The 22900-nt window shown below is 72.1% G+C and carries 23 protein-coding genes; 7 read left to right on the forward strand and 16 right to left on the reverse strand.

Annotation, left to right across the window (positions count from 1 at the left end):
- The first annotated feature begins 144 nt into the window (after window positions 1–144).
- Entirely contained in the window at window positions 145–3000 is a 2856-nt protein-coding gene (gene uvrA, locus ACWDRB_RS10425) for an excinuclease ABC subunit UvrA (RefSeq protein ID WP_449892785.1), read from the forward strand.
- Between the two features lie 11 nt (window positions 3001–3011).
- On the opposite strand, the gene ACWDRB_RS10430 is transcribed toward uvrA, so the two are convergent.
- From ACWDRB_RS10430 to ACWDRB_RS10440, 3 genes are read right to left on the reverse strand one after another with little or no spacing between them, the layout of a single operon-like run.
- Window positions 3012–4634 carry an ABC transporter permease gene (locus ACWDRB_RS10430; protein WP_449892786.1) on the reverse strand — a complete coding sequence of 541 codons (1623 nt, stop codon included), beginning with the start codon at window positions 4632–4634 and terminating at the stop codon, window positions 3012–3014.
- Entirely contained in the window at window positions 4631–5524 is an 894-nt protein-coding gene (locus ACWDRB_RS10435) for an ATP-binding cassette domain-containing protein (RefSeq protein WP_449892787.1), read from the reverse strand. Before ACWDRB_RS10435 ends, ACWDRB_RS10430 begins: the two co-directional genes overlap by 4 nt.
- A gap of 36 nt (window positions 5525–5560) precedes the next feature.
- Window positions 5561–6442: an oxidoreductase gene (locus ACWDRB_RS10440; protein WP_449892788.1), complete on the reverse strand. Its 882-nt coding sequence runs from the start codon at window positions 6440–6442 to the stop codon at window positions 5561–5563.
- Window positions 6443–6622: 180 nt separating this feature from the next.
- On the opposite strand from ACWDRB_RS10440, the gene ACWDRB_RS10445 reads away from it, so the two are divergent.
- Window positions 6623–7330 (forward strand): helix-turn-helix domain-containing protein, encoded by a 708-nt coding sequence (locus tag ACWDRB_RS10445; RefSeq protein ID WP_363964728.1) that lies wholly within the window; start codon window positions 6623–6625, stop codon window positions 7328–7330.
- 22 nt (window positions 7331–7352) lie between these two features.
- On the opposite strand, the gene ACWDRB_RS10450 is transcribed toward ACWDRB_RS10445, so the two are convergent.
- Window positions 7353–8108 carry an SDR family NAD(P)-dependent oxidoreductase gene (locus tag ACWDRB_RS10450; protein ID WP_449892789.1) on the reverse strand — a complete coding sequence of 252 codons (756 nt, stop codon included), beginning with the start codon at window positions 8106–8108 and terminating at the stop codon, window positions 7353–7355.
- Between the two features lie 86 nt (window positions 8109–8194).
- On the opposite strand from ACWDRB_RS10450, the gene ACWDRB_RS10455 reads away from it, so the two are divergent.
- Entirely contained in the window at window positions 8195–8791 is a 597-nt protein-coding gene (locus ACWDRB_RS10455) for a TetR/AcrR family transcriptional regulator (protein ID WP_449892790.1), read from the forward strand.
- Between the two features lie 36 nt (window positions 8792–8827).
- Here ACWDRB_RS10455 and ACWDRB_RS10460 read toward each other — a convergent pair whose 3' ends face one another.
- Window positions 8828–9793, reverse strand: a complete 966-nt coding sequence (locus ACWDRB_RS10460) for a zinc-binding dehydrogenase (protein ID WP_449892791.1) — start codon at window positions 9791–9793, stop codon at window positions 8828–8830.
- A 96-nt stretch (window positions 9794–9889) separates the two neighbouring features.
- Window positions 9890–10309, reverse strand: a complete 420-nt coding sequence (locus ACWDRB_RS10465) for a VOC family protein (protein WP_350735087.1) — start codon at window positions 10307–10309, stop codon at window positions 9890–9892.
- An 85-nt stretch (window positions 10310–10394) separates the two neighbouring features.
- Between ACWDRB_RS10465 and ACWDRB_RS10470 the strand changes: the two genes are divergently transcribed.
- Entirely contained in the window at window positions 10395–11063 is a 669-nt protein-coding gene (locus ACWDRB_RS10470; RefSeq protein WP_449892792.1) for a GntR family transcriptional regulator, read from the forward strand.
- A gap of 15 nt (window positions 11064–11078) precedes the next feature.
- Here the strand turns inward: ACWDRB_RS10470 and ACWDRB_RS10475 are convergent, their stop codons facing one another.
- A complete protein-coding gene (locus ACWDRB_RS10475; RefSeq protein WP_449892794.1) occupies window positions 11079–12077 on the reverse strand; it encodes a LacI family DNA-binding transcriptional regulator in 999 nt (332 codons plus the stop codon).
- Between the two features lie 100 nt (window positions 12078–12177).
- Complete coding sequence (locus ACWDRB_RS10480; RefSeq protein WP_449892795.1) at window positions 12178–13707, reverse strand: alpha-N-arabinofuranosidase; 1530 nt, start codon at window positions 13705–13707, stop codon at window positions 12178–12180.
- Window positions 13708–13853: 146 nt separating this feature from the next.
- Between ACWDRB_RS10480 and ACWDRB_RS10485 the strand changes: the two genes are divergently transcribed.
- Window positions 13854–14072 (forward strand): hypothetical protein, encoded by a 219-nt coding sequence (locus tag ACWDRB_RS10485; protein WP_355195261.1) that lies wholly within the window; start codon window positions 13854–13856, stop codon window positions 14070–14072.
- Between the two features lie 39 nt (window positions 14073–14111).
- Here ACWDRB_RS10485 and ACWDRB_RS10490 read toward each other — a convergent pair whose 3' ends face one another.
- The 5 genes from ACWDRB_RS10490 to ACWDRB_RS10510 form a co-directional block, all read right to left on the reverse strand.
- Window positions 14112–14882, reverse strand: a complete 771-nt coding sequence (locus ACWDRB_RS10490; RefSeq protein ID WP_355195260.1) for an ABC transporter ATP-binding protein — start codon at window positions 14880–14882, stop codon at window positions 14112–14114.
- A complete protein-coding gene (locus tag ACWDRB_RS10495) occupies window positions 14872–15969 on the reverse strand; it encodes a FecCD family ABC transporter permease (RefSeq protein ID WP_449892796.1) in 1098 nt (365 codons plus the stop codon). The genes ACWDRB_RS10490 and ACWDRB_RS10495 overlap by 11 nt, the downstream gene beginning before the upstream one ends.
- Window positions 15962–17029 carry an ABC transporter substrate-binding protein gene (locus ACWDRB_RS10500; protein ID WP_449892797.1) on the reverse strand — a complete coding sequence of 356 codons (1068 nt, stop codon included), beginning with the start codon at window positions 17027–17029 and terminating at the stop codon, window positions 15962–15964. Before ACWDRB_RS10500 ends, ACWDRB_RS10495 begins: the two co-directional genes overlap by 8 nt.
- A gap of 185 nt (window positions 17030–17214) precedes the next feature.
- Window positions 17215–17826 (reverse strand): hypothetical protein, encoded by a 612-nt coding sequence (locus ACWDRB_RS10505; protein WP_449892798.1) that lies wholly within the window; start codon window positions 17824–17826, stop codon window positions 17215–17217.
- Window positions 17827–17869: 43 nt separating this feature from the next.
- Window positions 17870–18073, reverse strand: coding sequence for a heavy-metal-associated domain-containing protein (locus ACWDRB_RS10510; RefSeq protein WP_350735069.1), 204 nt, complete (start codon window positions 18071–18073; stop codon window positions 17870–17872).
- Window positions 18074–18251: 178 nt separating this feature from the next.
- Here ACWDRB_RS10510 and ACWDRB_RS10515 point away from each other — a divergent pair, with 178 nt between their 5' ends.
- Window positions 18252–18791 (forward strand): hypothetical protein, encoded by a 540-nt coding sequence (locus tag ACWDRB_RS10515; RefSeq protein WP_350735067.1) that lies wholly within the window; start codon window positions 18252–18254, stop codon window positions 18789–18791.
- 113 nt (window positions 18792–18904) lie between these two features.
- Complete coding sequence (locus tag ACWDRB_RS10520) at window positions 18905–20290, forward strand: PepSY-associated TM helix domain-containing protein (RefSeq protein ID WP_449892799.1); 1386 nt, start codon at window positions 18905–18907, stop codon at window positions 20288–20290.
- Here the strand turns inward: ACWDRB_RS10520 and ACWDRB_RS10525 are convergent.
- The 3 genes from ACWDRB_RS10525 to ACWDRB_RS10535 all read right to left on the reverse strand — a co-directional run bounded on the left by ACWDRB_RS10525 (window position 20281) and on the right by ACWDRB_RS10535 (window position 22686).
- Window positions 20281–21141 (reverse strand): MFS transporter, encoded by an 861-nt coding sequence (locus ACWDRB_RS10525; RefSeq protein WP_449892864.1) that lies wholly within the window; start codon window positions 21139–21141, stop codon window positions 20281–20283. The genes ACWDRB_RS10520 and ACWDRB_RS10525 overlap by 10 nt on opposite strands.
- A 239-nt stretch (window positions 21142–21380) precedes the next feature.
- Entirely contained in the window at window positions 21381–21989 is a 609-nt protein-coding gene (locus ACWDRB_RS10530) for a copper resistance protein CopC (RefSeq protein WP_449892800.1), read from the reverse strand.
- 97 nt (window positions 21990–22086) lie between these two features.
- Window positions 22087–22686 carry a hypothetical protein gene (locus ACWDRB_RS10535; RefSeq protein ID WP_449892801.1) on the reverse strand — a complete coding sequence of 200 codons (600 nt, stop codon included), beginning with the start codon at window positions 22684–22686 and terminating at the stop codon, window positions 22087–22089.
- Window positions 22687–22900 lie beyond the last annotated feature (214 nt).

The following is a 22900-nucleotide window of genomic DNA, read 5'->3' on the forward strand; positions in this document are numbered from 1 at the left end:
CTGACCGGCGGCGAGTACGAGCTCGCGCAGGCCGGCCAGGCACCGGCGGAACTGGCCGCCCGCCGTATCGTCGGAAAGATCATCCTGCGAAACTAGATAACGATGCGATAACGACGCGCCGGCGTGCGCACTAGGTTCGAGCGTGTGAGAGACCGTCTCGTCGTCAAGGGCGCCCGCCAGCACAACCTCCGCGACATCTCCGTGGACCTGCCCAGGGATGCGCTGATCGTTTTCACCGGGGTGTCCGGCTCCGGCAAGTCGAGCCTGGCGTTCGACACCATCTTCGCCGAAGGGCAGCGGCGTTACGTCGAGTCGTTGTCGGCGTACGCCCGCCAGTTCCTCGGCCGGTTGGACAAGCCGGACGTGGACGTCATCGAGGGCCTGTCACCGGCCATCGCCATCGACCAGAGGACGACGAGCCACAACCCGCGTTCCACGGTCGGCACGGTCAGCGAGGTCTACGACTACCTGCGACTGCTGTACGCCCGCGTCGGCCGCCCCCACTGCCCGGAATGCGGCGAGCCGGTCCACCGCCGCACTCCCCAGCAGATCGTGGACCGGCTGCTCGCCATGGCGGACGGGACCCGCTTCCAGGTGCTGGCGCCCGTCGTACGCGACCGTGCGGGCACGCACGCCGAGGTCCTGCGGCAACTGGCGGGCGACGGCTTCAGCCGCGTCCGGGTGGACGGCGCGATCCACCCGGTGACCAGGCCGCCGGTGCTGGACGGGCGCAAGAAGCACACCATCGACGTCGTCGTGGACCGGCTCGCGGTGAAGCCGGGCATCAGGCAGCGGCTGACCGACTCCGTCGAGACGGCGCTGGGGCTCGCGGGCGGTGTGGTCGGCGTGGAGTTCGTCGACCTGGAGGCCACCGACCCGGGGCGCGAGCTGAGGTTCTCGGAGCGGATGGCGTGCCCGCGCGGGCACGACCTCGACCTGGAGGAGCTGGAGCCGCGGCTGTTCTCCTTCAACGCTCCGTGGGGCGCCTGCCCCGAGTGCGCCGGGCTCGGCTCGCGGACGGAGGTCGATCCCGGCCTCGTCATCCCCGACGAGGACAGGACGCTGGCCGAAGGCGCCATCGCCCCGTGGACGAACACCAGCGGCGCGGACTACTTCGCCCGGCTGGTCGACGCCCTGGCCGCCGAGATCGGCTTCAGCACCACCACACCCTGGCGTAGCCTGCCCGACGCCGTCCGGACGATCGTCCTGCACGGGACTCCGCGGCGGATCCACCTCGATTACCAGAACCGCTACGGCCGCGAGCGCTCCTACGTCACCCGGTACGAAGGCGTCATCCCGCACATCGAGCGCCGTCACGCCGAGGCCGGCGGCTCCGACGACCGGTTCGGCGGCTACCTGCGCGAGGTGCCCTGCCCGGCCTGCGGCGGCGCCCGGCTCAAGCCGGGCGTGCTGGCGGTCACCGTGGGCGGGCGCGGCATCGCCGAGGTGAGCGCGCTGCCGATCGGCGAGGCGGCGCGGTTCCTCGCCGGGCTGGAGCTGACCGGCTGGGAACGCCGGGTCGCCCAGGCGGTGCTCACCGAGATCGACGAGCGCCTGCGGTTCCTGCTCGACGTGGGCCTGGACTACCTCTCGCTGGGCCGCCCGGCCGCGAGCCTGTCCGGCGGCGAGGCGCAGCGGATCCGGCTGGCCACCCAGATCGGCTCGGGGCTGGCGGGGGTGCTCTACGTGCTGGACGAGCCGAGCATCGGCCTGCACCAGCGCGACAACCGGCGGCTCATCGAGACCCTGCTGCGGCTGCGCGACCGGGGCAACACCGTCATCGTGGTCGAGCACGACGAGGACACCATGAAGGCGGCCGACTGGGTCGTGGACATCGGGCCGGGAGCCGGCGCCGACGGCGGGCACGTGGTGCATTCGGGCACCGTGCGGGAGCTCGCCGCGCACCCGACGTCCCGCACCGGGGCGTACCTGTCCGGGCGCCGACAGATCCCGCTCCCTGACCGGCGTCGCCCCAGGACGGCCGGTCACGAGATCACGGTGCACGGCGCGACCGAGCACAATCTGCGCGACGTCACGGTGTCGTTCCCGCTGGGCCTGCTCGTCGCGGTCACGGGTGTCTCCGGGTCGGGCAAGTCGACGCTGGTCAACGACATCCTGTACGCCGCCCTGGCCAGGCGCGTGCACCGTGCGCACAGAGTGCCCGGCCGGCACCGCGACATCACCGGGGCCGAGGCCGTCGAGAAGGTCGTGCAGATCGACCAGGCGCCGATCGGCCGCAGCCCCCGCTCCAACCCCGCCACGTACTCCGGCCTCTTCGACCACCTGCGCCGCCTCTTCGCCCAGACGCCCGAGGCCAAGGTACGCGGCTACCAGCCGGGCCGGTTCTCCTTCAACCTCAAGGGCGGCCGCTGCGAGCCCTGCTACGGCGAGGGCACCATCAGGGTCGAGATGAACTTCCTCCCGGACGTCTACGTGCCGTGCGAGGTCTGCCACGGCGCCCAGTACAACCGGGAGACCCTGGAGGTCCGCTACAAGGGCAGGTCCGTCGCCGACGTCCTCGCCATGACCATCGACGAGGCCGCGGCCTTCTTCGCCGAGCACGCGATCATCACGCGCCACCTGCGGGTCCTGGCCGACGTCGGGCTCGGCTACGTCAAGCTGGGGCAGCCCGCCACCACGCTGTCCGGCGGCGAGGCCCAGCGCGTCAAGCTCGCCGCCGAGCTGCAGCGCCGCTCCCGGGGCCGCACCCTGTACGTGCTCGACGAGCCGACCACCGGGCTGCACGCCGACGACGTCCGCAAGCTGCTGGCCGTGCTCCATCGGCTCGTCGACTCCGGCAACACCGTCGTGGTGATCGAACACGACCTCGACGTGATCAAGACGGCCGACTGGCTGATCGACCTCGGCCCCGAGGGCGGCTCAGGCGGCGGCCAGGTGGTCGGCCACGGCCCCCCGGAAGCCGTGGCCGCCGATCCGCACTCCCACACGGGCCGTTTCCTGCGCCCGCTCCTGGACGGCCGTCGGGAGCTCGCCGACTGACCCGTCCTCCGTCAGCCCGCGGCGAGGTCGCGGCGGCGCAGCCCGTACAGGCCGAGGATCGCCAGCGCCGCGGCGAGCACGGTCAGCACGACCGTGGCCACCGGGGCGAAGGACCCCAGCGGGTGCCAGGGCAGGTGGGACAGCACCGACGTGTTCACCAGCCACCCCGGCAGGTTCATGTAGGACCCCAGTACCTGCATGAACCCGCTGTAGACGAGCACCGCCCAGGCCGCGTTCACGGCCCGCGGGGCGATCCCGAGCAGCGCCGCCGGCACGGCGAGCAGCACCAGCACCTCGGGGGCGCGGATCAGGCTCGCCCAGGTGACCTCTCCCACGAGGCCGGGCTCGCCGGTCGACAGGGCTGCCCCTATGCCGAGCGCGGCGCCGTACACCACCGGCAGGACGACCACGGCGAGCGCGGTGACCAGCAGGGACGACCAGTACCACGTCGATCTGCCGGTCGGCCCGGCCAGCACGGGAGCGATCCGGCCGCGCACCTCCTCCACCCGCAGCCGGATGACCGACAGGACCGCGAAGACGCCGGTGTAGAGAGACCCGGTGAACACCATGAGGCTGATCCAGGCCCGCCCGAAGTCCGCGCCGGAGAAGATGGGGAGGTCGGTTTCGGCCATGCCCCCGGTCATGGCGCCCAGGACGAGGCCGACCGCGAGGAACGCGGCTCCCCACGCGAGGACGGCCGCCTGCTGGAGCCGCAGCGCGAGCGTGAACGGCGAGCGCAGCCAGGAGGGCGCCGACGCCCGGCCGGGACGCGGGGCCAGCAAGGAGGCGCCGAGATCCCTGTGACTCGCCAGCGCGTAGGCGCCCGCGACCAGCAGCCCGGCGAGTAGGACCGAGAGGCCGAGCGGCCACCAGCGCTCGTCGTCCAGCACCCGGGTCTGCTGCGACCAGCCGATCGGCGACAGCCAGAACAGCGGGCCGCCCTCCTCGCTCTGCAGCGCCCCCGCGCCGCGCAGCAGCCACGCTGTGAAGAGCACGAGGCCCGCGAGCCCGTTCGCGCCCCGGGGGTGCTCGGTGACCTGGGCGGTGACCGCGGTTACCCCGGCGAACAGCAGCCCGGTCGCGGCGAGGGAGGCGCCGAACAGCAGCGCGCTGCCGGCGGGGAACCCGATGCTGACCGTCGCGGCGGTGGTGAGGGCCGCGAGCGCGGCGTTGCTGATCACGGCGACGATCAGCGCCGCGGTCAGCTGGGCGTGCCGGCCCACGACGGCCGCCCGGATGAGCTCGGCCCGGCCCGTCTGCTCCTCGGCCCGGGTGTGCCGGGTCATGAGCATCATGTTCATGATCGCGGCGGCCAGCAGGAACTCGACCCAGTAGGCGGCCAGGAAGTAGCTCTGCGTGCTGACCTCGCCGAACAGCGGTCCGCCGAGCACCCTCATGAAGGAGACGCGGATCATCTGCGAGGCCGAGGCCAGGGCCTCGGGCGTCGGGACGACCGCGTCGACGGCGGCGTAGTAGAAGCGCGGGACGAGCGCCGTGATCGCGACCAGCCAGAGGGTGAGCTTGATCCGGTCGCGGCGCAGCGCCAGCCGTACCATCGCGCCGGTGCCGGTCAGGTGGCTGCTCCCCACTCTCGATCCGGTACGGCCGCGCGTCCCCGTGACCGTCGTGGTCATGCCGCCTCCTTGTGCGCGTAGTGCCGGAGCATGAGCTCCTCGAGCGTCGGCGGGTGGCTGACCAGCGCGTCGATGCCGAACGTGGTGAGGTGCCGGATGGCGGCGTCGAGGTGCTCGGCGTCCACGCCGAACCGCACGCTCCCGCCCTCGGTCTTCGCGTCGTGCACGCCGGGCAGCCGGTCGAGGCCGGTCACCGGGGTGGCGGTCTCGGCCACGACCGTGGTCCGGGTCAGGTGCCGCAGCTGCGCCAGCGTCCCCGACTCCACGACCTTTCCGTCCCGGATGATGGTGACCCGGTCGGCGAGGGACTCGACCTGGGCGAGGATGTGGCTGGACAGCAGGATGGTCCGGCCGGCGGCCTTGGCCTCGGCGACGACCTGCTGGAACACCGCCTCCATCAGCGGGTCCAGCCCGCTCGTAGGCTCGTCGAGGATCAGCAGGTCCACGTCCGCGGAGAGGGCGGCGACGAGGGCGACCTTCTGGCGGTTGCCCTTGGAGTAGGTCCGCGCCTTCTTCTTCGGGTCGAGCTCGAACCGCTCGATCAGCTCGTTCTTGCGCCGGTCGTCCAGCCCGCCGCGCAGCCGGCCGAGCACGTCGATGGCCTCGCCTCCGGTGAGGTTGGGCCACAGCTCGACGTCGCCCGGCACGTACGCCAGCCGCCGGTGCAGCGCGACGGCGTCGGCCCAGGGGTCGCCGCCCAGCAACCTGGCGCTGCCGGAGGTGGCCCGGATCAGGCCCAGCAGGATGCGGATGGTGGTGCTCTTGCCCGCTCCGTTCGGGCCGAGATAGCCGTGCACCTCTCCGGGGTTCACGGTGAGGTCGAGCCCGTCGAGGGCGCGCGCGGGCCCGTAAGCCTTGACGAGCCCGGAAACGGCGATGGCAGGGGTCATGGGTTTCTCCGAATTGCGGTTCTCGTGGAGCCGGAGTTATCTGAGGGAGCCGGTGATGCGCGCGTCGAATTCGCGGTCCGGCAGGGATCTGTTGAGCTGGAGGAGGGCTTCGGCCTGCCAGCCCACGACGTAGCGGGTCTCCGGGCGGTCCGACTCGACGGCCTCCCGGATCGTCGCCCCGACGACGGCGGGGTCGGTGGCCTGGTCGCTCTGGTGGCCCGCCGGCGTCTCGGCGGCGCCGGCCATGGCCTCGGCCATCTGCCGGTAGGGCCCGTTCCCGGAGATCTCCCGCAGTTGCCGGGCGGTCCCGGCCTCGAAGTCGGTCTTGATGATGCCGGGCTGGATGACGACGACGTGGACGCCGAACTGCGCGGTCTCCATGCGCAGCGAGTCGGAGAAGGCTTCCAGGGCGTGCTTGGAGGCGTAATACCAGGCGCCGAGCGGGAAGGCGAGCTCGCCGCCGATCGAGGAGACGTTGACGATCGTGCCCGAGCCCTGCTGCCGCATCGGCGGCAGGACGAGCTGGGCCAGCCGGGCCGCGGCGAACACGTTGACCTCGAACAGGTCTCGCGCCATCGCCAGCGGCGTGTCCTCGACGGCGCCGTGGACGACGGCTCCCGCGTTGTTGACCAGGACGTCGATCCGTCCGTGTTCGTCCAGGATGGTGTCGACGGCGCGCTTGAGGTCTTCTTCCTTGGTCACGTCCACCGGCAGCGGGTGGCCGCCCGCGTCGCGCAGCGCCGCCATCCTGCCCACCCGCCGCGCCGCGCCGTACACGAAGTGGCCGGCGTGCAGGAGCTCGAGCGCGGTGGCGTGGCCGATGCCGGACGAGGCGCCGGTCACGAGGCATACTTTGGCAACCATGCCAGGCTGGGTCATGTCGGTTTCCCTCCGCGTGAACGGCGATCGTTCACGCATGGAGAAACGCTACGAATGCGTTCGCGGATTCGGCAAGTTACGAACGCCGTTGTCCCAGGTCAGAGCGGATTAACTGGCGCAACGACGGTGTCAGCAAATGCAACAATCCCCGATGCGGTGTCGCAATCAGGTCCACCGGAGGCGATACTTGCGCCTGACGATGACGTGCCGGGAGGGCGCATGCCGGGAGGCCACCTGACGTACGACGACCGCCGCAAGATCTCGGAAGGGCTGGCGGAAGGGCTCACCTACGCGGAGATCGCCCGTCGCCTGGGGCGGCCGAGGTCGACCATCGGCCGCGAGATCGCGCGCAACGGCGGCCCGCACGGCTACCACGCGGGCCGGGCGCAGCAGGCGACCGGATGGCGCGCCCGCCGCCGGCCGGCCGCGCCGGCGAGCACGGCGGCGGGGGACGCGGGCAGGCGCGACCCCCAGGCGGTGCGGGAGTTCGAGGAGCGGCTCACGACGACGTTCGGGGGTGTGCCGACGATGGCGGCCAGGGTGATGGCCTGCCTGTTCACCAGCGACACCGGCAACCTGACCGTCACCGAGCTGACCGAGCGGCTGCGGGTCAGCCCCGCGTCGATCTCCAAAGGCGTCGGCTGGCTCGAACAGGTGGGGCTCGTCAGGCGCGAGCGGGACAACCGGCGCGAGCGCTACATCATCGACGCCGAGGTCTGGTACCGGGCGTGGCAGATGGGCACCCGGTCGATGATGTTGTGGACCGAGACGGTCCGGGAGGGTGTCGACATCCTCGGCGCCGACACCCCGGCGGGCGTCCGGCTCGCGACCGCCAGCCGGTTCTTCGAGCTCATCAGCGCCGACATGGCCCAGGCGGCCGAACACTACCGGCAGACCTTCGCGCCCACCGGGGACGTCCCGCGCTGACCGCCGTACGCGACCGACCGCCTCAGACCGCGGCTCGCCCGCCGTCCACCGAGAGGGTGGCGCCGTGGATGTTGGCGGCGTCGTCACCGGCCAGGAACACCACCGCCTTGGCCACCTCCTCCGGGGTGCTGGGCCTGCGCGAGGGGATGGCGGCGATCATCGGCGCCAGGTACTCCGCCATCGCGGCGACCTTCTCGGTGAACGTCGGGCCCGGCGCGACGGTGTTGACCCGCACGCCGGAGGGGCCGTATTCGTCCGCCCAGGACTTGGTCAGCGAGTGGACGGCGGCCTTCGTGGTGCCGTAGAGGGCGGAGCCGCTCGTGCCGAACAGCCCGGAGATGGACCCGAGGTTGATGATCGCCCCGCTGCCGCGGGCCGCCATGGCGGGGGCGATCAGGCCGGTGAGGAGGAAGGCGGCCTTGACATTGACGGCCAGGGCCTGGTCGATGAGCTCCTCCGCCACCTCGGCCGTGGGGGCGGGGCTGATCAGCAGCGCCGCGTTGTTGACCAGGATGTCCAGCGGGCCGCCGGCCAGCCGGTGCGCGGCGTCGGCGAGCTCGCGGACGGCAGGCAGCCCTCCGGCGAGGTCGGCGCGGACGAACGAGGCCCGCCCGCCCTCCTCGGCGATGGACGCGACGACCTTCTCACCCTTGGCGGTGTCCCGGCCGCTGACGATGACGTGGGCGCCCTCGGCGGCCAGCGCGCGGGCGATGGCCGTGCCGATGCCGTCGGTCGAGCCCGTGACCAGGGCCGTGCGGCCCTGCAGACGTGCGGACATGGTGATTCTCCCTTGCGAAAGTGCGGATTCGCGGTCCAGGATGCCGAGGCTAAAATGGACCAGCAAGTCCAATCTGGGAGGTCTCCATGCCCACGCTCACCCGCAAGGGGGCCGCGACGCGGCAGCGCATCCTCGAGGGCGCCGCCGCGCACATCCGCGAGTTCGGCGTGGCCGCCACGACCCTGGACGACGTGCTGGCCGCGACCGCCACGAGCAAGAGCCAGCTCTTCCACTACTTCCCCGGCGGGCGGGAGGAGCTGCTGCTGGCGGTGGCCCGCCTCGAGGCCGGCCGCGTGCTGGAGAACCAGCAGCCGGCGCTCGGCGAGCTGACCTCGTGGCCCGCCTGGCAACGGTGGCGTGACACGGTCGTCGACCACTACCGCAGCCAGGGCCGCCGGTGCCCGCTCAACTCGGTCACCTCGCAGCTGGGCAACCGCACGCCCGCCGCCCAGGCCGTCGTCATCGAGCTCATGCGCCGCTGGCAGGCCGAGATCGCCACCGGCGTGCGGCACATGCAGGACGCCGGCGAGATCGACCCGGGCCTGGACCCCGACCACGCGGCGGCCGCCCTGCTCGCCGGCATCCAGGGCGGCGTCCTGATCCAGATGTCCACCGGCGAGGTCACGCACCTGGAGGCCGCCCTGGACATGGGCATCGCCCACCTCCGCGGCTCTCGCGCCTGAGGCCGCCGCACGGCTGGTGGCCCGTAGCCGGCGCCGTCAGATCAGCAGCAGGGTCTTCCCCAGGGCGGTGCGGTGCTCGATCGCGGCGTGCGCGTCGGCGGCGCGCTCCAAGGGGAAGGTCTGCCCGATGACCGGCCGGATGAGCCCCGCGGCCGCCTGCGCCATCATCTGCTCCGCCCACCGCGCCAGGTGCGGGCCGAAGTCGAAGAGCTGCTCGATGCCGATCACATCCACGTCCTCGCGTCGCGCGGGATCGACGACGGTGACCTCGCCGCTGGAGGCGCCGTGCACCGAGAACCGGCCGCCACGGGCCGTCACCTCGAACGCGGCCCGCCCGATCTCCCCGCCGACGCCGTCGAAGACCACATCCGGCCCGGCCCCGCCGGTCGCCTCCAGCACCCGCCCGGTCCAGCCCGGTTCGGAGTAGTCGACCGCGGCTTCGGCGCCCAGCTCCCGGATCAGGTCGAGCTTCCGCGATCCGCGGGCGGCCCCGACGACGCGCGCGCCCGCCGTACGGGCCAGCTGCACCAGCAGGCTGCCGACGCCGCCGGCCGCCGCCTCGACCAGCACCCACTCGCCGGGACGGACCTTGGCGCCCTCGATCAGTCCCTGCGCGGTGCTGCCGTCGCTGTGCAGGGCGACGGCCTCCGGCAACTCCAGCTCGTCCGGCACCGGAAACAGGTCCTCGGCCGCGGCCACGGCCCGCTCGGCGAAACCGCCGGTCTCCCCCGTCCCGGCGATGACCCGCCGGCCCACCCACGCCGGATCCACCCCTTCTCCGGCCGAGCTCACCCGGCCGGCCACCAGCCCGCCGGGCACGTACGGCAACTCCGGCCGGGCATGCCACTGGTCGGTGCCACGCCGGATCTGCGTCTCGACGAACGTCACGCCCGCGACCGCCACCTCGACCACGACCTGCCCCGGCCCGGCCACCGGATCCGGCGCCTCCCCGGGCACCAGCACCTCAGGCCCGCCGAACCCGGTCACCCGAACCACCCGCATTACCGCTCACTCCTGCCCTCTTTCCGACATGACCCCCATAGCGTGCAACCTCAACCGGAATTGAGGTCAACCGGCGGGCGGCGGCGACGGGCCGAATCAGACGGCGAAGACCTGGGAGTCGTCGGCGAACGCCTTGAACTCCAGCGCGTTCCCCGCGGGGTCGAGCAGGAACATCGTCCACTGCTCCCCCGCCTGCCCCTCGAAACGCACATAGGGCTCGATGACGAACTCGACGTCCGCCGCGCGCAGCCGGTCGGCGAGCCGGTGGAACTCGGGGATCGTCAGGATCAGGCCGAAGTGCGGCACGGGGACGTCATGGCCGTCGACCGGATTGTGGATCCGCTGCGCGCGGGCCGGCGCCAGGTGCGTCACGAACTGGTGGCCGTGCAGGCTCCAGTCCACCCAGGTGTCGGCGCTGCGGCCCTGTTCGAGGCCCAGCACCTCGCCGTAGAAGCGGCGCGCGACGGCCAGGTCGTCGACGGGCATGGCCAGGTGGAACCGGGGGATCGAGGTCATGGGGACTTCCCTTCTGCCTAGAATGTCCGAATGTTAACATCACGACAAACGCTCGCGGTAGGGGCGCCCGTGAGAGGCTGGAGCCATGAGTGAACGGGGCAGGGTGGCGCCGGCCCGCCGCCGGGGGCTGGCCGACGAGGTCGCGGACCGCATCCGGGAGGCCATCTTCGCCGGGACCTACGCCCCCGGGGCGCAGCTGCGGGAGGTGGAGCTGTCCGGCGCGCTCGATGTCAGCCGCGGCCCCGTACGCGAGGCATTACTCCGGCTGGAGCGCGAGGGCCTGGTCCGCAGCGCATGGCACCGCGGCGCCACCGTCACCACGCTCTCCCCGGCGGACGTCGCCGAGCTCGACAGCCTGCGCGCCGCCCTGGAACAGCTCGCGGTCCGGCAGGTGGCCGCCCAGGCCTCGGACGACGACCTCGCGGCCGTCGAGCAGGCGGCCGAGCGCATGAGGCGCGTCGAGGACGAGCACGAGATGGTGCGCTGCGACATCGCCTTCCACGACGCCGTCTACGCCGCCGCCCGGCACCGGCGCCTGGAGGAGGCGTGGCAGGCCATCCGCTCGCAGGTCCACCTGTTCCTGCTGACCCGGATCGGCGTCCGCTCCGCGGACTACCTGGCGCACATCCCCGAGGAGCACCGGGAGCTGGCCGCCGCCCTGCGCGCCCGTGACACCGAGCGCGCCCTGACGCTCTTCGCCGCCCACCGCCTCCACGCCTTCGACGTGCTCACCGGCCCGGACCCGAGGACCTGACCCCGCCCGGGGTCGTCAGCGGGTGGACTCGCGGACCATCAGCTCGAAGGGCGCGGTGTGCTCTCCGGCCGGGCGTGACGGGTCCTGGATGCGGGCGGTCACCAGCTCGACCGCCTTCGCGGCCATCCACCGGTGGTCGGGGGCCACGGTGGACAGCGAGGGCACCATGTACGCAGCTTCCGGGATGTCGTCGTACCCGACGAGGCGGATGTCGTCGGGCACCCGGACGCCGCGGTCGGCGAGGCCCCGGAAGACCCCCTGGGCGACGGTGTCGCTCACCGCGACCACGCCGTCGACCTCGAGACCCGAGTCGACGAGCCGGTGGGCCGCCTCGCGGCCCCCTTCCAGCGTCATCCCGCTGACGGCGAACCGCAGCGCCGGATCGGGAGCGAGCCCCCGTTCGGAGAGCCCGGCGAGGTAGCCCCGGTGGCGGCGCGTCACCACGTTCACGCCGTCGAGGGACTCGCCGGTGACCATCGCGATCCGGCGGCAGCCTCGGTCGACCAGATGCGTGGTCGCCGCTTTCGCGCCTTCCTCGTTGGGCATGGCGACGTGGTCGAAGCGCGCGGCGAAGTCCTGCTCGCCGAGCATCACGATCGGATAGTCGCCGCCGGTCAGCCGCGAGTCCTGGGGGTCGATCCCGACCGCGCTGAGGATCAGCCCGTCGAACTGCAGGGTGGACGAATGGGAGATCGCGTCGATCTCCCCGGCCGCGGCCGCGCCGGTCTGCTCGATCGCGACGTGGAAACCGCGTCCCCGCGCCTCGTCGATCACGTGGGCGGCGAGCTGGCCGAAGTAGGGCCGGTCGATCTCGGGAACGGCCAGCCCGATGACGCCGGTCCGCCCGGACCTGAGGGTCCGGGCGGAGACGTTGACGCGGTAGCCCGACTCGCGGATCGCTTCGAGCACGCGGCGGCGGACCTCGTCGCTGACCCCGGCGCGGTCGTTGATGACGTTGGAGACCGTCATCTTCGACACCCCGGACAGCTTGGCGACGTCGCCCATGGTGACCATGCCGCTCCTCAGGTCCTGCTCCTTCGGCCGGATCCGATCCGGCCGCTTCCGACTGTGGCCGCCGCTGCTTGGAGCCTACTGCGCCCCGCGAGGGTGCCGGTTATGCGACGTCGACCTGCACGGTGACGAAGGAGTGGGCGGGCAGGTGCACCCGCACGCGCGTACCGGTGACCGTGACCTGCTCGTGGGAGCGCGGGGCGACGGCGGCGGGCGCGTCGGGCGTGTTGTGGGTCTGCGGCGCCCCGGCGGTGAGGATCCGCGAGACGACCCCGCCGACATCACCCCCGCGCAGGTCCAGCTCGACGTCGGTCGCGTCGGCCGTGTCCAGGTTGGACAGCGAGATGAGCACCTTGTCGTCCTTGCGGCTCGCCGACAGCGAGACGGTCGCCAGCGTGTCCGGCCCCACCTCGCGGGTGGGCACGTCCGAGAGGAGATCGACCCGCAGTGACGTGGCGTCCTGGTGCCCCTTGTTCATCTCGAACACGTGGTACGTCGGGGTGAGCACGAGCGCCCCGGAGTCGGGATCGGTCAGGATCATCGCCTGGAGCACGTTCACCGTCTGGGCGATGTTGGCCATCACCAGCCGGTCGGCGTGGCGGTGGAAGATGTCGAAGTGCAGGCTCGCGACCAACGCGTCGCGCAGCGTGTTCTGCTGGTAGAGGAAGCCGGGGTTGGTGCCCGGCTCGACGTTCCACCACGTGCCCCACTCGTCCAGCACCAGGCCCACCTGACGGCCCGGGTCGTAGCAGTCCATGACGTTGGAGTGGCCGGTGAGGAGCTCGTCGGTGTGGGCGGCCTTGACCAGGGTCCGGTAGTACTCGTCCGTGTCGAACACCGTGGCGGCGCCCTTGTCCTGCCAGGTGCCCGGGATCGTGTAGTAGTGCAGCGACAGCGCCTGGTAGAACGGCTGGGGCCGGTAGGCACAGCCCAGGTCGCCCAGCTGCTTCATGAGCGTCTCGGTCCAGGCGTAGTCGTCGCTGTTGGCGCCGGCGGCGATGCGGTACAGCCGGTTGTCGCCGTGGTTGCGGCAGTAGGTGCCGTACCGGCGCGCCTCGGCGGCGTACTGCTCGGCGCTCATGTGCCCGCCGCACCCCCACGCCTCGTTGCCCAGCCCCCAGAAGCGCACCCGCCACGGCTCCTCACGCCCGTTGGCCTTGCGCAGGCGGACCATCGGGGAGTCGCCGTCCCGGGTGAGGTACTCGACCCAGTCGCTCATCTCCTTCACCGTGCCCGAGCCGACATTGCCGCTGATGTACGGCTCGGCGCCGAGCAGCTCGCACAGGGCCATGAACTCGTGGGTGCCGAAGTGGTTGTTCTCCTCGACGTTGCCCCAGTGGGTGTTCACCATCGCCGGGCGCTGGTCCTTCGGGCCGATGCCGTCCATCCAGTGGTACTCGTCGGCGAAGCAGCCGCCGGGCCAGCGCAGGTTGGGGATGTTCAAGGCGCGCAGCGCTTCGACGACGTCCAGCCGGATCCCGCCGGCGTTCGGGATGTCACTGTCCTCGCCCACGTAGAAGCCGCCGTAGATGCACCGGCCCAGGTGTTCGGCGAAGTGGCCGTACACATGTCTGCTGATCACGGGGCCCTTGACGTCGACATTGAGCACGGCGGACACGACAGCGTCACTCATGGTTAGCACCTTTTCTCGGTAAGCGGCGGCGGCTACTTTATCGATAAAGCATCGCGTGGGAAAGAGCCTCTTCCTTGCCTGCCGGCTCGGGAATCCTCGCCCGCTCGCCTATGTGCGAACGGCCACGCGATGCGTACGGTGAGGCCATGTGCGATCTGAACGCTGCGGAGACCCGCGAAATCATCGCATCACTCAGCGCGGTGACCGGCCTGTCCGGCCAGGTGACCACTCACATCGACGACATCGGCAAGACGTCGTACATGGACCACGAGAACCTGGCCGAGCTCCTCGCCGCACTGCGCGATCGCGCCGAGGCGGCCAGGGAGTGGGTCGCCGCCAAGCCTCATCAGCACGCGGGCCACTGACCTGGGCGCCGGCCGGTCCAGGGACCGGCCGGCGCACGTTCACGGTGCGGGTGAGGCCACGGCGATGTGCGGGCGGCCGGTTATCGGGTGCGGGCTGATGTGCGCGCGTACACCGAAGACCTCCTCGATGAACGCCGGCGTCAGCACCTCCAGGGGCGGGCCATGCCCGGCGACCCGGCCGTCGCGCAGGACGACGACCTGGTCGGCGTAGGCGGCGGCCTGGTCGAGGTCGTGCAGGGCGGCCAGCAGCGTCAGGCCGAGGGAGCGGATCAGGTCCAGCAGCAGGAGCTGGGAGCCGACGTCCAGATGGTTGGTGGGTTCGTCGAGCACCAGCAGCGGCGCCTGCTGGGCCAGCGCGCGGGCGAGTAGCACGCGTTGCCGCTCCCCGCCCGACAGCGTCGGCATCAGCCGGTCGGCCGCCCAGGCCATGCCGACCCGTTCCAGCGCGGTGGCGACCGCCGCGCGGTCGGCGGCGTTCTCCCGGTCGAGCAGCCGCTGGTGGCTGTGGCGGCCGGTGGCGACGACGTCGGCGGCGGACAGCCCGTCGGCGACCTGGCTGTGCTGGGGCAGCACGGCGCGGTGCCGGGCGGCCTGGCGGGGCCGCATCCCCCACAGATCCTGCCCGTCGAGCCGGACCACGCCGCCGGACGGGCGCAGCGACCGGTAGACGGTGCGCAGCAGGGTGGACTTGCCGCTGCCGTTCGGTCCGATGAGCGCGACGAACTCCCCCGGCCCGGCCGTCAGGCTCACGTCCTCGACGATGGGGCGGGCGTCGATCCGGGCGCTGACGCCGGCCAGGTCAAGCCGCATCGGTGCCTCCACTTGATCGGCGGCGCAGCAGCCACAGGAAGAACGGAACGCCGAGCCCGGTGGTGAAGATGCCCACCGGCAGCTCGTTGGGCCGGTCGGCGATCCGGGCCGCCAGGTCCACCAGCACCAGGAACAGCGCCCCGGCCAGCAGCGACACGGGCAGCACGCGGCGGTGGTCGGCCCCGACGACGAACCTGGCCATGTGCGGGATCATCAGCCCGATGAAGCCGATGCCGCCGACCACGCTGACCACGGTGGCGGTCAGCAGCGAGCCGGCCACGAGCAGCCCGATCCGCAGCACCGCCACCGGCACGCCGACGGCGATGGCGGCCTCCTCCCCGGCCAGCAGCGCGTTCAGCGCGCGGGCCTGCAGGGACAGCCAGGCCAGGCAGCAGACGACGATCAGGGCGGGCACGCCCAGGTCGGCCCAGGACGCTCCGGCGACGCTGCCCATCAGCCAGAACATCATGCCCTGCAGCTCGGTCGGGTTGAGCTGGAGCTGCACGAACGTGGTGGCCGCCGCGCACAGGTAGCCGACGGCCACGCCGGTCAGCACCAGCCAGGAGTCCAGCAGCCGGCCCGCGCGCTGCGCCAGCACGTACACCAGCAGCGCCGACAGCAGGGCGGCGGCGAAGGCGGCCCCGGTGACGCCCAGCGTCCCGGCGAGGGCGGCGCTGCCCAGCGCGGGGACCAGCACGGCCCCGAACGAGGCGGCCGAGGACACGCCCAGCACGTACGGGTCGGCGAGCGGGTTGCGCACCAGGGACTGCAGCGCGACCCCGGCCACCGACAGACCGGCCCCGGCGAGCGCGGCCAGCAGCGCCCGCGGGGTGCGCAGGTCCCAGACGACCTGGCTGAGCAGCGGATCCGCCTGCGCGCCGCGCCCGGTCAGATGGGCCCAGACCACACCCCAGACCTGGCCGAGCGGAAGGTTGACCGAGCCGACGGAGATGCCTGCCACCAGGGCCGCGACCAGCGCGACGACCAGCGCGGCCAGCAGCAGCCCGGTGGCGGGCCCGGAGACGAGGTGCGGGCGCCGCGACGGCGCGGCCCTGGTCGCCGGTGCGGGTGTGAGGATGTCAGTCACCGGGGTGGACCACCTTGGAGAGCTTCTCCACGGCCACGGCGTTGAGCGGGCCGAGATACACCCCGTCGGAGACCACCGCGTACGTCCTGGACTTCGACGCGGCCCAGTGCGGGTAGGCGGCGAACAGCTTGGCCGCCTCCGCCTCGGGCTGCTCGTCCGGCGTGAACTGCCCGACCACGAGCACGTCCACCTGGGCAGTGGCGAGCTGCTCGGTGTTGAGGGTGCGGGTGGCGTCCGAGCTCTGCCCGGCGAAGGCGTTGACGCCGCCGGCCGCCTTGATCACGTCGTCGTAGATGCCGCCGGTCATCACGGCGGGCAGCCCGTTGGCGTTCATCATGGCCATGCCGGGATAGGCGATGAGGACCTTCTTGGCGGGCCGGCCCGCGACCCGCGCCCGTACGGCCTCGACGCGGGCGCGCAGCTTGCCGATCAGGTCGGCGGCGCGGTCCTGGACGTCGAAGACGCGCCCCAGCAGCGCGATGAACTCCAGCGAGGAGTTGATCGACTGGTTGCGGTAGGCGCGCTTCTCCTCCTCCGTGGCCGCGGGCTTGCCCATCGCGCAGTTGACCGGGTTGACCAGCGAGGTGATCCCGGCGGCGGCGAGCTGCTCGCGGGTGGCGAAGCCGTTCTTGGCGTCGAACCCGCCGGACCAGGTGGACACCACCAGGTCGGGCTTGAGCTTGAGCACCTGCTCGGCGGGGACGTCGAAGTTCTTGTTCATCGTCAGCCCGCCGGTCGGCAGCGCCTTGACCCGGCCGATCATCGCGGGGTCGTCGGAGACGCCGTAGCTCTGGGCGTTGGCCAGGACGCTCTTGTCCAGGCCGAGCATGATGAAGCTCTCCACCTCGGCCACGCTGGTGCCGTTGAGGATCAGTACGCGCTGCGGCGGCCGTTGGAAGGTGACTTTCGAGCCGCAGTTGTCGAAGGTCAAGGGGAAGCCGGACGAGGTGGGGACGGCGGCGGATCCGCTCACGGAGCCGCCGGGGTCACCGCAACCGGTCAGGGCCATCAGCGCGCAGAGCGCGGCGGCCAGCGGACGGCGCACATGACAGGGATTCATCGATGATGCTCTCTTCGAGGTCGAGTCTGGAGGCACGCGAGACCGGCGCGGGTCACGACGGTGACCGGCGCATCGCGGCAACGCGCGGCGCCCGGGCGGCGCTACGGCACGCCCGGTGTCGGGCTTATTCGGGAAAAGGCATGGGGAAACGGCCCCGGGAATCGGCGCTGACGGCCGACCCCGGATCAGGCGGTCCCTGCGTGCGCTCCAGGAGGTGCCCGCCCTACGAGGGCATGTCGGAGGAAGGCGCGAATAGGCGGGGTTTCGTCCTCACCCGCGTACGCGATCGTCCTCGGACCGGTGGCCGTGCACCCGGCCACCGTGAAGACCAGGACCAGCAGCGGGCGCAGCACCCGTCCGGCCACCTGCCGGACCAGGGCGCACAGGCCCGACTCGACCCACCGCAACCAGGCGGAGGTCAGCAGCACGCCCAGCGCGTGCATGACCAGCATCCCGAAGCTCGGGGAGCCTCCGTGATGGAGTTGCGCCGCGCCCGGGACGGCCCCGAGGGAGGCCATCGCGTGGTGGGCGGCGCCCTGACTCAGCAGGACGTGCAGGACGACCTGCGACAGAGCCGTCGCGGGCAGGATGGCGGCCAGGCTGCGCTCACGCCCGGTCAGGGCCAGCGCGAGCGGCAGCAGGAGCAGAAAGCCGCCCAGTGTCGACACCGCGTCGAAGTAGCCCCCGCCCGCCAGGTGCCCGAGCATGGCCAGGGCGGCGCACGTGGCGGCGAAGCTCGCCGCGCGCACCCACCGCACCACCGACAACGGACCCATCGCGGACAGATCTTCGCACACCGGTGCCGCCGTCCTCAGTTCAGGCGCCTCTCGCCGCGGACGATCAGGAGGCCACCCTGTATCCCGCCTCGACGATCGCCGCGCGCACCTGCGACTCCTCGAGCAGCGGGCCTCCGCTCACGGTGACGCGGCCCCCCAGCACGTCCACCTCCACCCGCTCGACGCCCCGCAGTGGCAGGACCTGTGCCCGGATCGTCGAGGCACTGCAGCCACAGCTCATTCCCTTAACCGCGACGGACAGGGTCATTGGCGCGAACCTTTCCCGTAATACCACCAGGCGCGCTCACGGCTCGCCTTTAGGTGGGATACGCAGGTTCCTGAGGCTGGGTTCAAGCGACGGGCAATGTTTTTTAAGATCCAAATTCCGTATATACGAATTCTCGATCACATGGCACTATGACCGGGTGCATGTCGGCCGGCCCTTCTTGCGCGCAATACGCGCCGCGGTGTTCGCGGCGGTCTGCGTGCTGGTTTCGGCTGCCCTGCACGGACTGGCCGGCGGCGATCCGGTGCGCGCGGGCACGTTGCTCGGCGCGCTCGCACTGACCTGGACGGGCGCGTTCCTGCTCGCCGGTCGCCAGCGTGGCATGGAGGTGCTGCTCGCGGCCTGCTTCGCCGCCCAGTACGGCATGCATCTGCTGTTCGGCGCGGGCGCCGCCGACGTGCCGCCGCCTCATGAGCACGCCACGGGCGTGGGCATGTTCCTGGTGCACGCCATGACGGCGGTCATCTCGGCCTGGTGGCTGGCGCGGGGCGAGTGCGCGCTGGCCGCGCTGCTCCATCTCGCCGTCGCGTCCGTCGGCCGCTGGTGGAGCGTCCTTTCGGTCCTGACGGGCGGGCTGGTCGAGCCGAGCCCGTACGGTGGCCGGCCCGCGGCGTGGGACGACCACGACGCCTTCCTCCAGCGCCTGTTCGCGGCGGCGAACTTCCGGCGGGGCCCGCCGGCGCGTCTCTCCCTCATCTGATCCTTTCCGGGCCACCGGCCCGTGTTCCGCCACGCCCGGTGAACGGCGCGGCGGACCTCGAATCCTTGTCGAGAGCGCGCGCATCCGTGTGCGCTGTGAGTGGAGAACGCCTGATGACCTCGACCGCCGACGTCGGCAATACCGTCGATCACGTCCCCCCGCCGTCCCGTGAGCGAACCGCCTGGACCGCGCTGCGCCCGCTCGTGCTGCGGCTGCACTTCTACGCGGGCGTCCTCATCGCCCCCTTCCTGCTCGTCGCCGCGTGCACCGGCCTGATGTACGCCGCCTCGTACCAGATCGAGCAGGTCGTCTACCAGCACGAGCTCACCGCGCCCGTCGGAAAGACCGGCCTGCCCCTCAGCGCGCAGGTCGCGGCGGCCCGCGCGGCCCACCCCCAGGGCACCGTCACCGCGGTACGGCCCGGCGCCGAGCCGGGCCAGACCACCCGCGTGCTGATCAACCAGCCGGGCCTGGCCGAGAGCACCCAGCTGGCGGTCTTCGTCGACCCCTCCACCGGCCAGGTGCGCGGCACGCTGGAAAGCTACGGCAGCTCCGGCGCTTTGCCCGTACGCGCCTGGATCTCCACCCTCCACCGCCAGCTCCACCTGGGCGAACCCGGACGGATCTACAGCGAGCTGGCCGCCAGCTGGCTGTGGGTGGTCGCGCTCGGCGGCCTGGTCCTCTGGGTCGCCCGGCGCCGCCGCAACCGGCGCCATCTCATCGTCCCCGACCGCGCCGCCGGCGGGCTCCGCCGCACGCTGTCCTGGCACGGCTCGATCGGCCTGTGGGCGGTGCTCGGCCTGCTGTTCCTGTCCGCCACCGGCCTGACCTGGTCCAAGTACGCCGGAGCCAACGTCGACGAGCTGCGCGCGACGCTCGACTGGACGACCCCGTCGATCGACGTCTCTGGCGGCGACCACGCCGCGCACACCGCGACCGCGGGACACCACGCCGGTGGAGCCGACGTCGGTGTGGACCGCGTGGCCCAGGCGGCCGCCGCCAAGGGCCTGTCCGGCCCGCTGGAGATCACCTGGCCCGCCAAGGCCGGCGCGCCCTATCTGGCGAAGGAGATCGACAAGACCGCGCCCACCCGCCTTGACCAGGTCGCCGTCGACGCCACCTCCGGCCAGGTGAGCGCCGAGCTGCGCTTCGCCGACTACTCGCTGGCCGCCAAGCTCGCCCGGTGGGGCATCGACGGGCACATGGGGCTGCTGTTCGGCCTGGCCAACCAGATCCTCCTCGCGCTCCTGGCCGTCGGCCTGATCACGCTGATCGTGCTCGGCTACCGGATGTGGTGGCGCCGCCGGCCCACCCGCGGCTTCGGCAAGCCGTACCCCCGGGGTGGCTGGCGGAACGTGTCCTGGGCCCTGCTGGCGCCGCTCGCTCTGCTGGCCGTGGCCGTCGGGGTCTTCCTGCCGCTGATGGGCATCTCGCTGGCCGCGTTCCTGGTGGTCGACGTCCTGCTCGGGCTGCGCGCCCGGCTGGGGTCTCAGACGTGATCCTCCGAGCGCCGGGGCAGGAACAGGCCGGACACGCACATGAAGGCCGCGACCAGGAACAGGCCCGCCCGCGTGCCGAGGAAGCCGCCGAGCGAAGGGAGCCCCATGAGCAGGCCGTACTGCCAGGGGGTGAAGCCCAGGTCGCGCAGGTAGAACAGCGAGCTCAGCGGCGTCGCCATAGCACTCGCGCCGGCGAAGACGAGCCAGCTCGCGAACATCCGCCGCAGCACCGGATGCCCGCGCACGAAGCCCCACCCGGCGAACAGCTCCGCCCGCCGGGAGGGGCTCGGCTCGCGCTCGGGCGGGGGCGGCTCGGGCGTGCGCAGCGACCGGATCGACCAGGCGCTCACGACGAACGACACGGCGTCGACGATCAGCGCGCCGACCGCCGACAGGACCCCGATGAGCGGACCGGCCAGGGACGGGCCGACCAGCACGCTCAACCAGCGGGTCGACTCCAGGCGGCTGTTGGCGCTCATGAGCCGCTCGGCGGGGACGAGAGCCTTCAGATGCGCCTGCGCCGCCCCGGACGAGGCGATCTGGCCGGCGGCGTTGCCCAGCGCGGCGACGCAGAGGTGAGCGAATGTCAGCAGCCCGGAGAACGACGCGATCGGAATGCTGAACAGCAAAATACATCTGGCGATATCTGACCAGATCATGACCGGGCGTTTGGCCCGGAATTCGATATACCGCCCCGCGGGAAATGCGACGACGACAATTGTGACCGCCTGAATCACCGACAACAAGGCGACCTGGAAAGCCGAGGCGTCCAGCACGGTGATGGCGACCACGGGCAGGGCGACCATGCTCACCGCCGAGCCCAGCTGGCTCACGGTCGTGCCCGCCCACAGGCGCCGGAAGTCCCTTTCGCCGACGAGATCCCCGCCTGCCGGGTCATGTCACGGCGCAAGGTACCTCCTTCAGCGATCATCATCGCCGACGGATCAGCGTGCCGCCAACGGTGACGGCACACCGATCCACGGCGATCCACGGCGATCCGCCGCGGCCGGGGCGAGGCTTGCGGCACGTGGATCCGACGCCGATCAGCCACCGCCGAGACAGGACATGCCGCACACCGACCCAACGCCGATCAGCCACCGCCGGGGCGGGGCTTGCGGCGCGCGGCGAGGACGACGGCCGCGCCGCCCGCGAGGACCACCGCCAGCGCCGCCCACAACCATCCGGGCAGCCCCGACGTGCCGCCTGCCCGGGTGGCCGCCACCGGCGACGAGGAGGGCGGCTGCGCGGAGGCGGGTTGCGGCTCGGGAGAGCTCTCCGAAGTGTCGGGAGAACTCGCCGGAGTGGGCGTCTCCTCCGAAGGGCTGGGCGAGGGGTCCGGGGCGGTGATGGTGAAGGCGAGTTCCCCTTGGATCGGATGGCCGTCGGAGGAGACCACGCGCCAGGCGATCCGGTAGCGGCCCGCCGGCAACGTGCCGGTGGGCTTGGCGAAGACCTTGTTGCCCTGAACGCGTGGCTTGTCGAGCGGGACCGGCTTGCCGCCGGGGCCGTCGAGCACGATGGTGGGCAGCTGCATGTGCGAGGTGAACTCCAGCTCGACCGTCTCCAGGCTCTTCAGCTTGGCGCGGTCGGCCGGGTTGCTGGCCTTGAGACGGTCGTGGGCCAGGGCGGCGGGCGAGGTCAGGAGCAGCACGAGTACGGCGCCGACGGCCGGAACGAGGGCACGCCGAAGAAAGGTCATGGATGAACTCCGAAGTCATGGGGCCCCGGCGGCATGCCGGAGAAGGTCATGGCGCCAGTCGGGGAGGCGCCGGATCAGGCGTTCGCTGACCCGCGGGTCAGCCGCGGGCCGCCGGGAAGGCAGGCGGTCCGCGACGGGGCACGACAACGGCCAGCAGGGCGGGGACGCGAAGGGCCGGCTCCCGCCGTACCGGCGCCGAACGGGGACGCCCGATGATCGCGAGGGGCGCCAGGACGGTGATCACGGCCGCGAGCAGGGTACGCACGCCTGCCACGCACACGGCGTTCAGATGCAGCAGCATCACCAGGGCCAGCTCGCCGCGAGCCAGCCACCAGCTCGAACACATCGCCGCGGCCAGGTGGATCATCGGCATGGCGAGCCCGGGGCCGTGCTCGTGGCCGGAGGAGAAGACGGGGCTCACCGGGGAGGAGCCGGAGAAGAGCTGGTGCAGGCCGTACTGGGACACCGCGCACAGGGCCAGCAGCTCCGGCCATTCCCGCCGGCGACCGGCCAGCAGGTAGGCGCCGGCCCAGATCGCCGCCATCGCCGCCGCGAGCCCGCCCGGCCGCATCCCGCCTCCGCCCACCAGCACGTGCAGGGCGGCGGAGGCCAGCACGCAGACGGCCGTGAACACCGCGGCGCGCAGCGCACGGATCACGGGATGGCCGACATGCACGCCGCCATGCTGCCAGAGCACACCGCCACCGTCAGGGCATTCGGCGCATTGCCTAACAAATGACCCACACCACGGCCGTCGCGATGCCCAGCTGCTCCGCGGGCGGCGGCCGAGCATGTCCTGGGCGTGTCTTGGCGCGTGCCTTGGCGCATGCCCTGGCGCGTGCCTTGGGCCGCGTCTTGGCGCGTGCCTTGGGCGTGGCGTCGTCGGCTGAGGGTCCGCTGTCTATAAAGTG

This window comes from Nonomuraea sp. NPDC003707, from assembly GCF_053587055.1.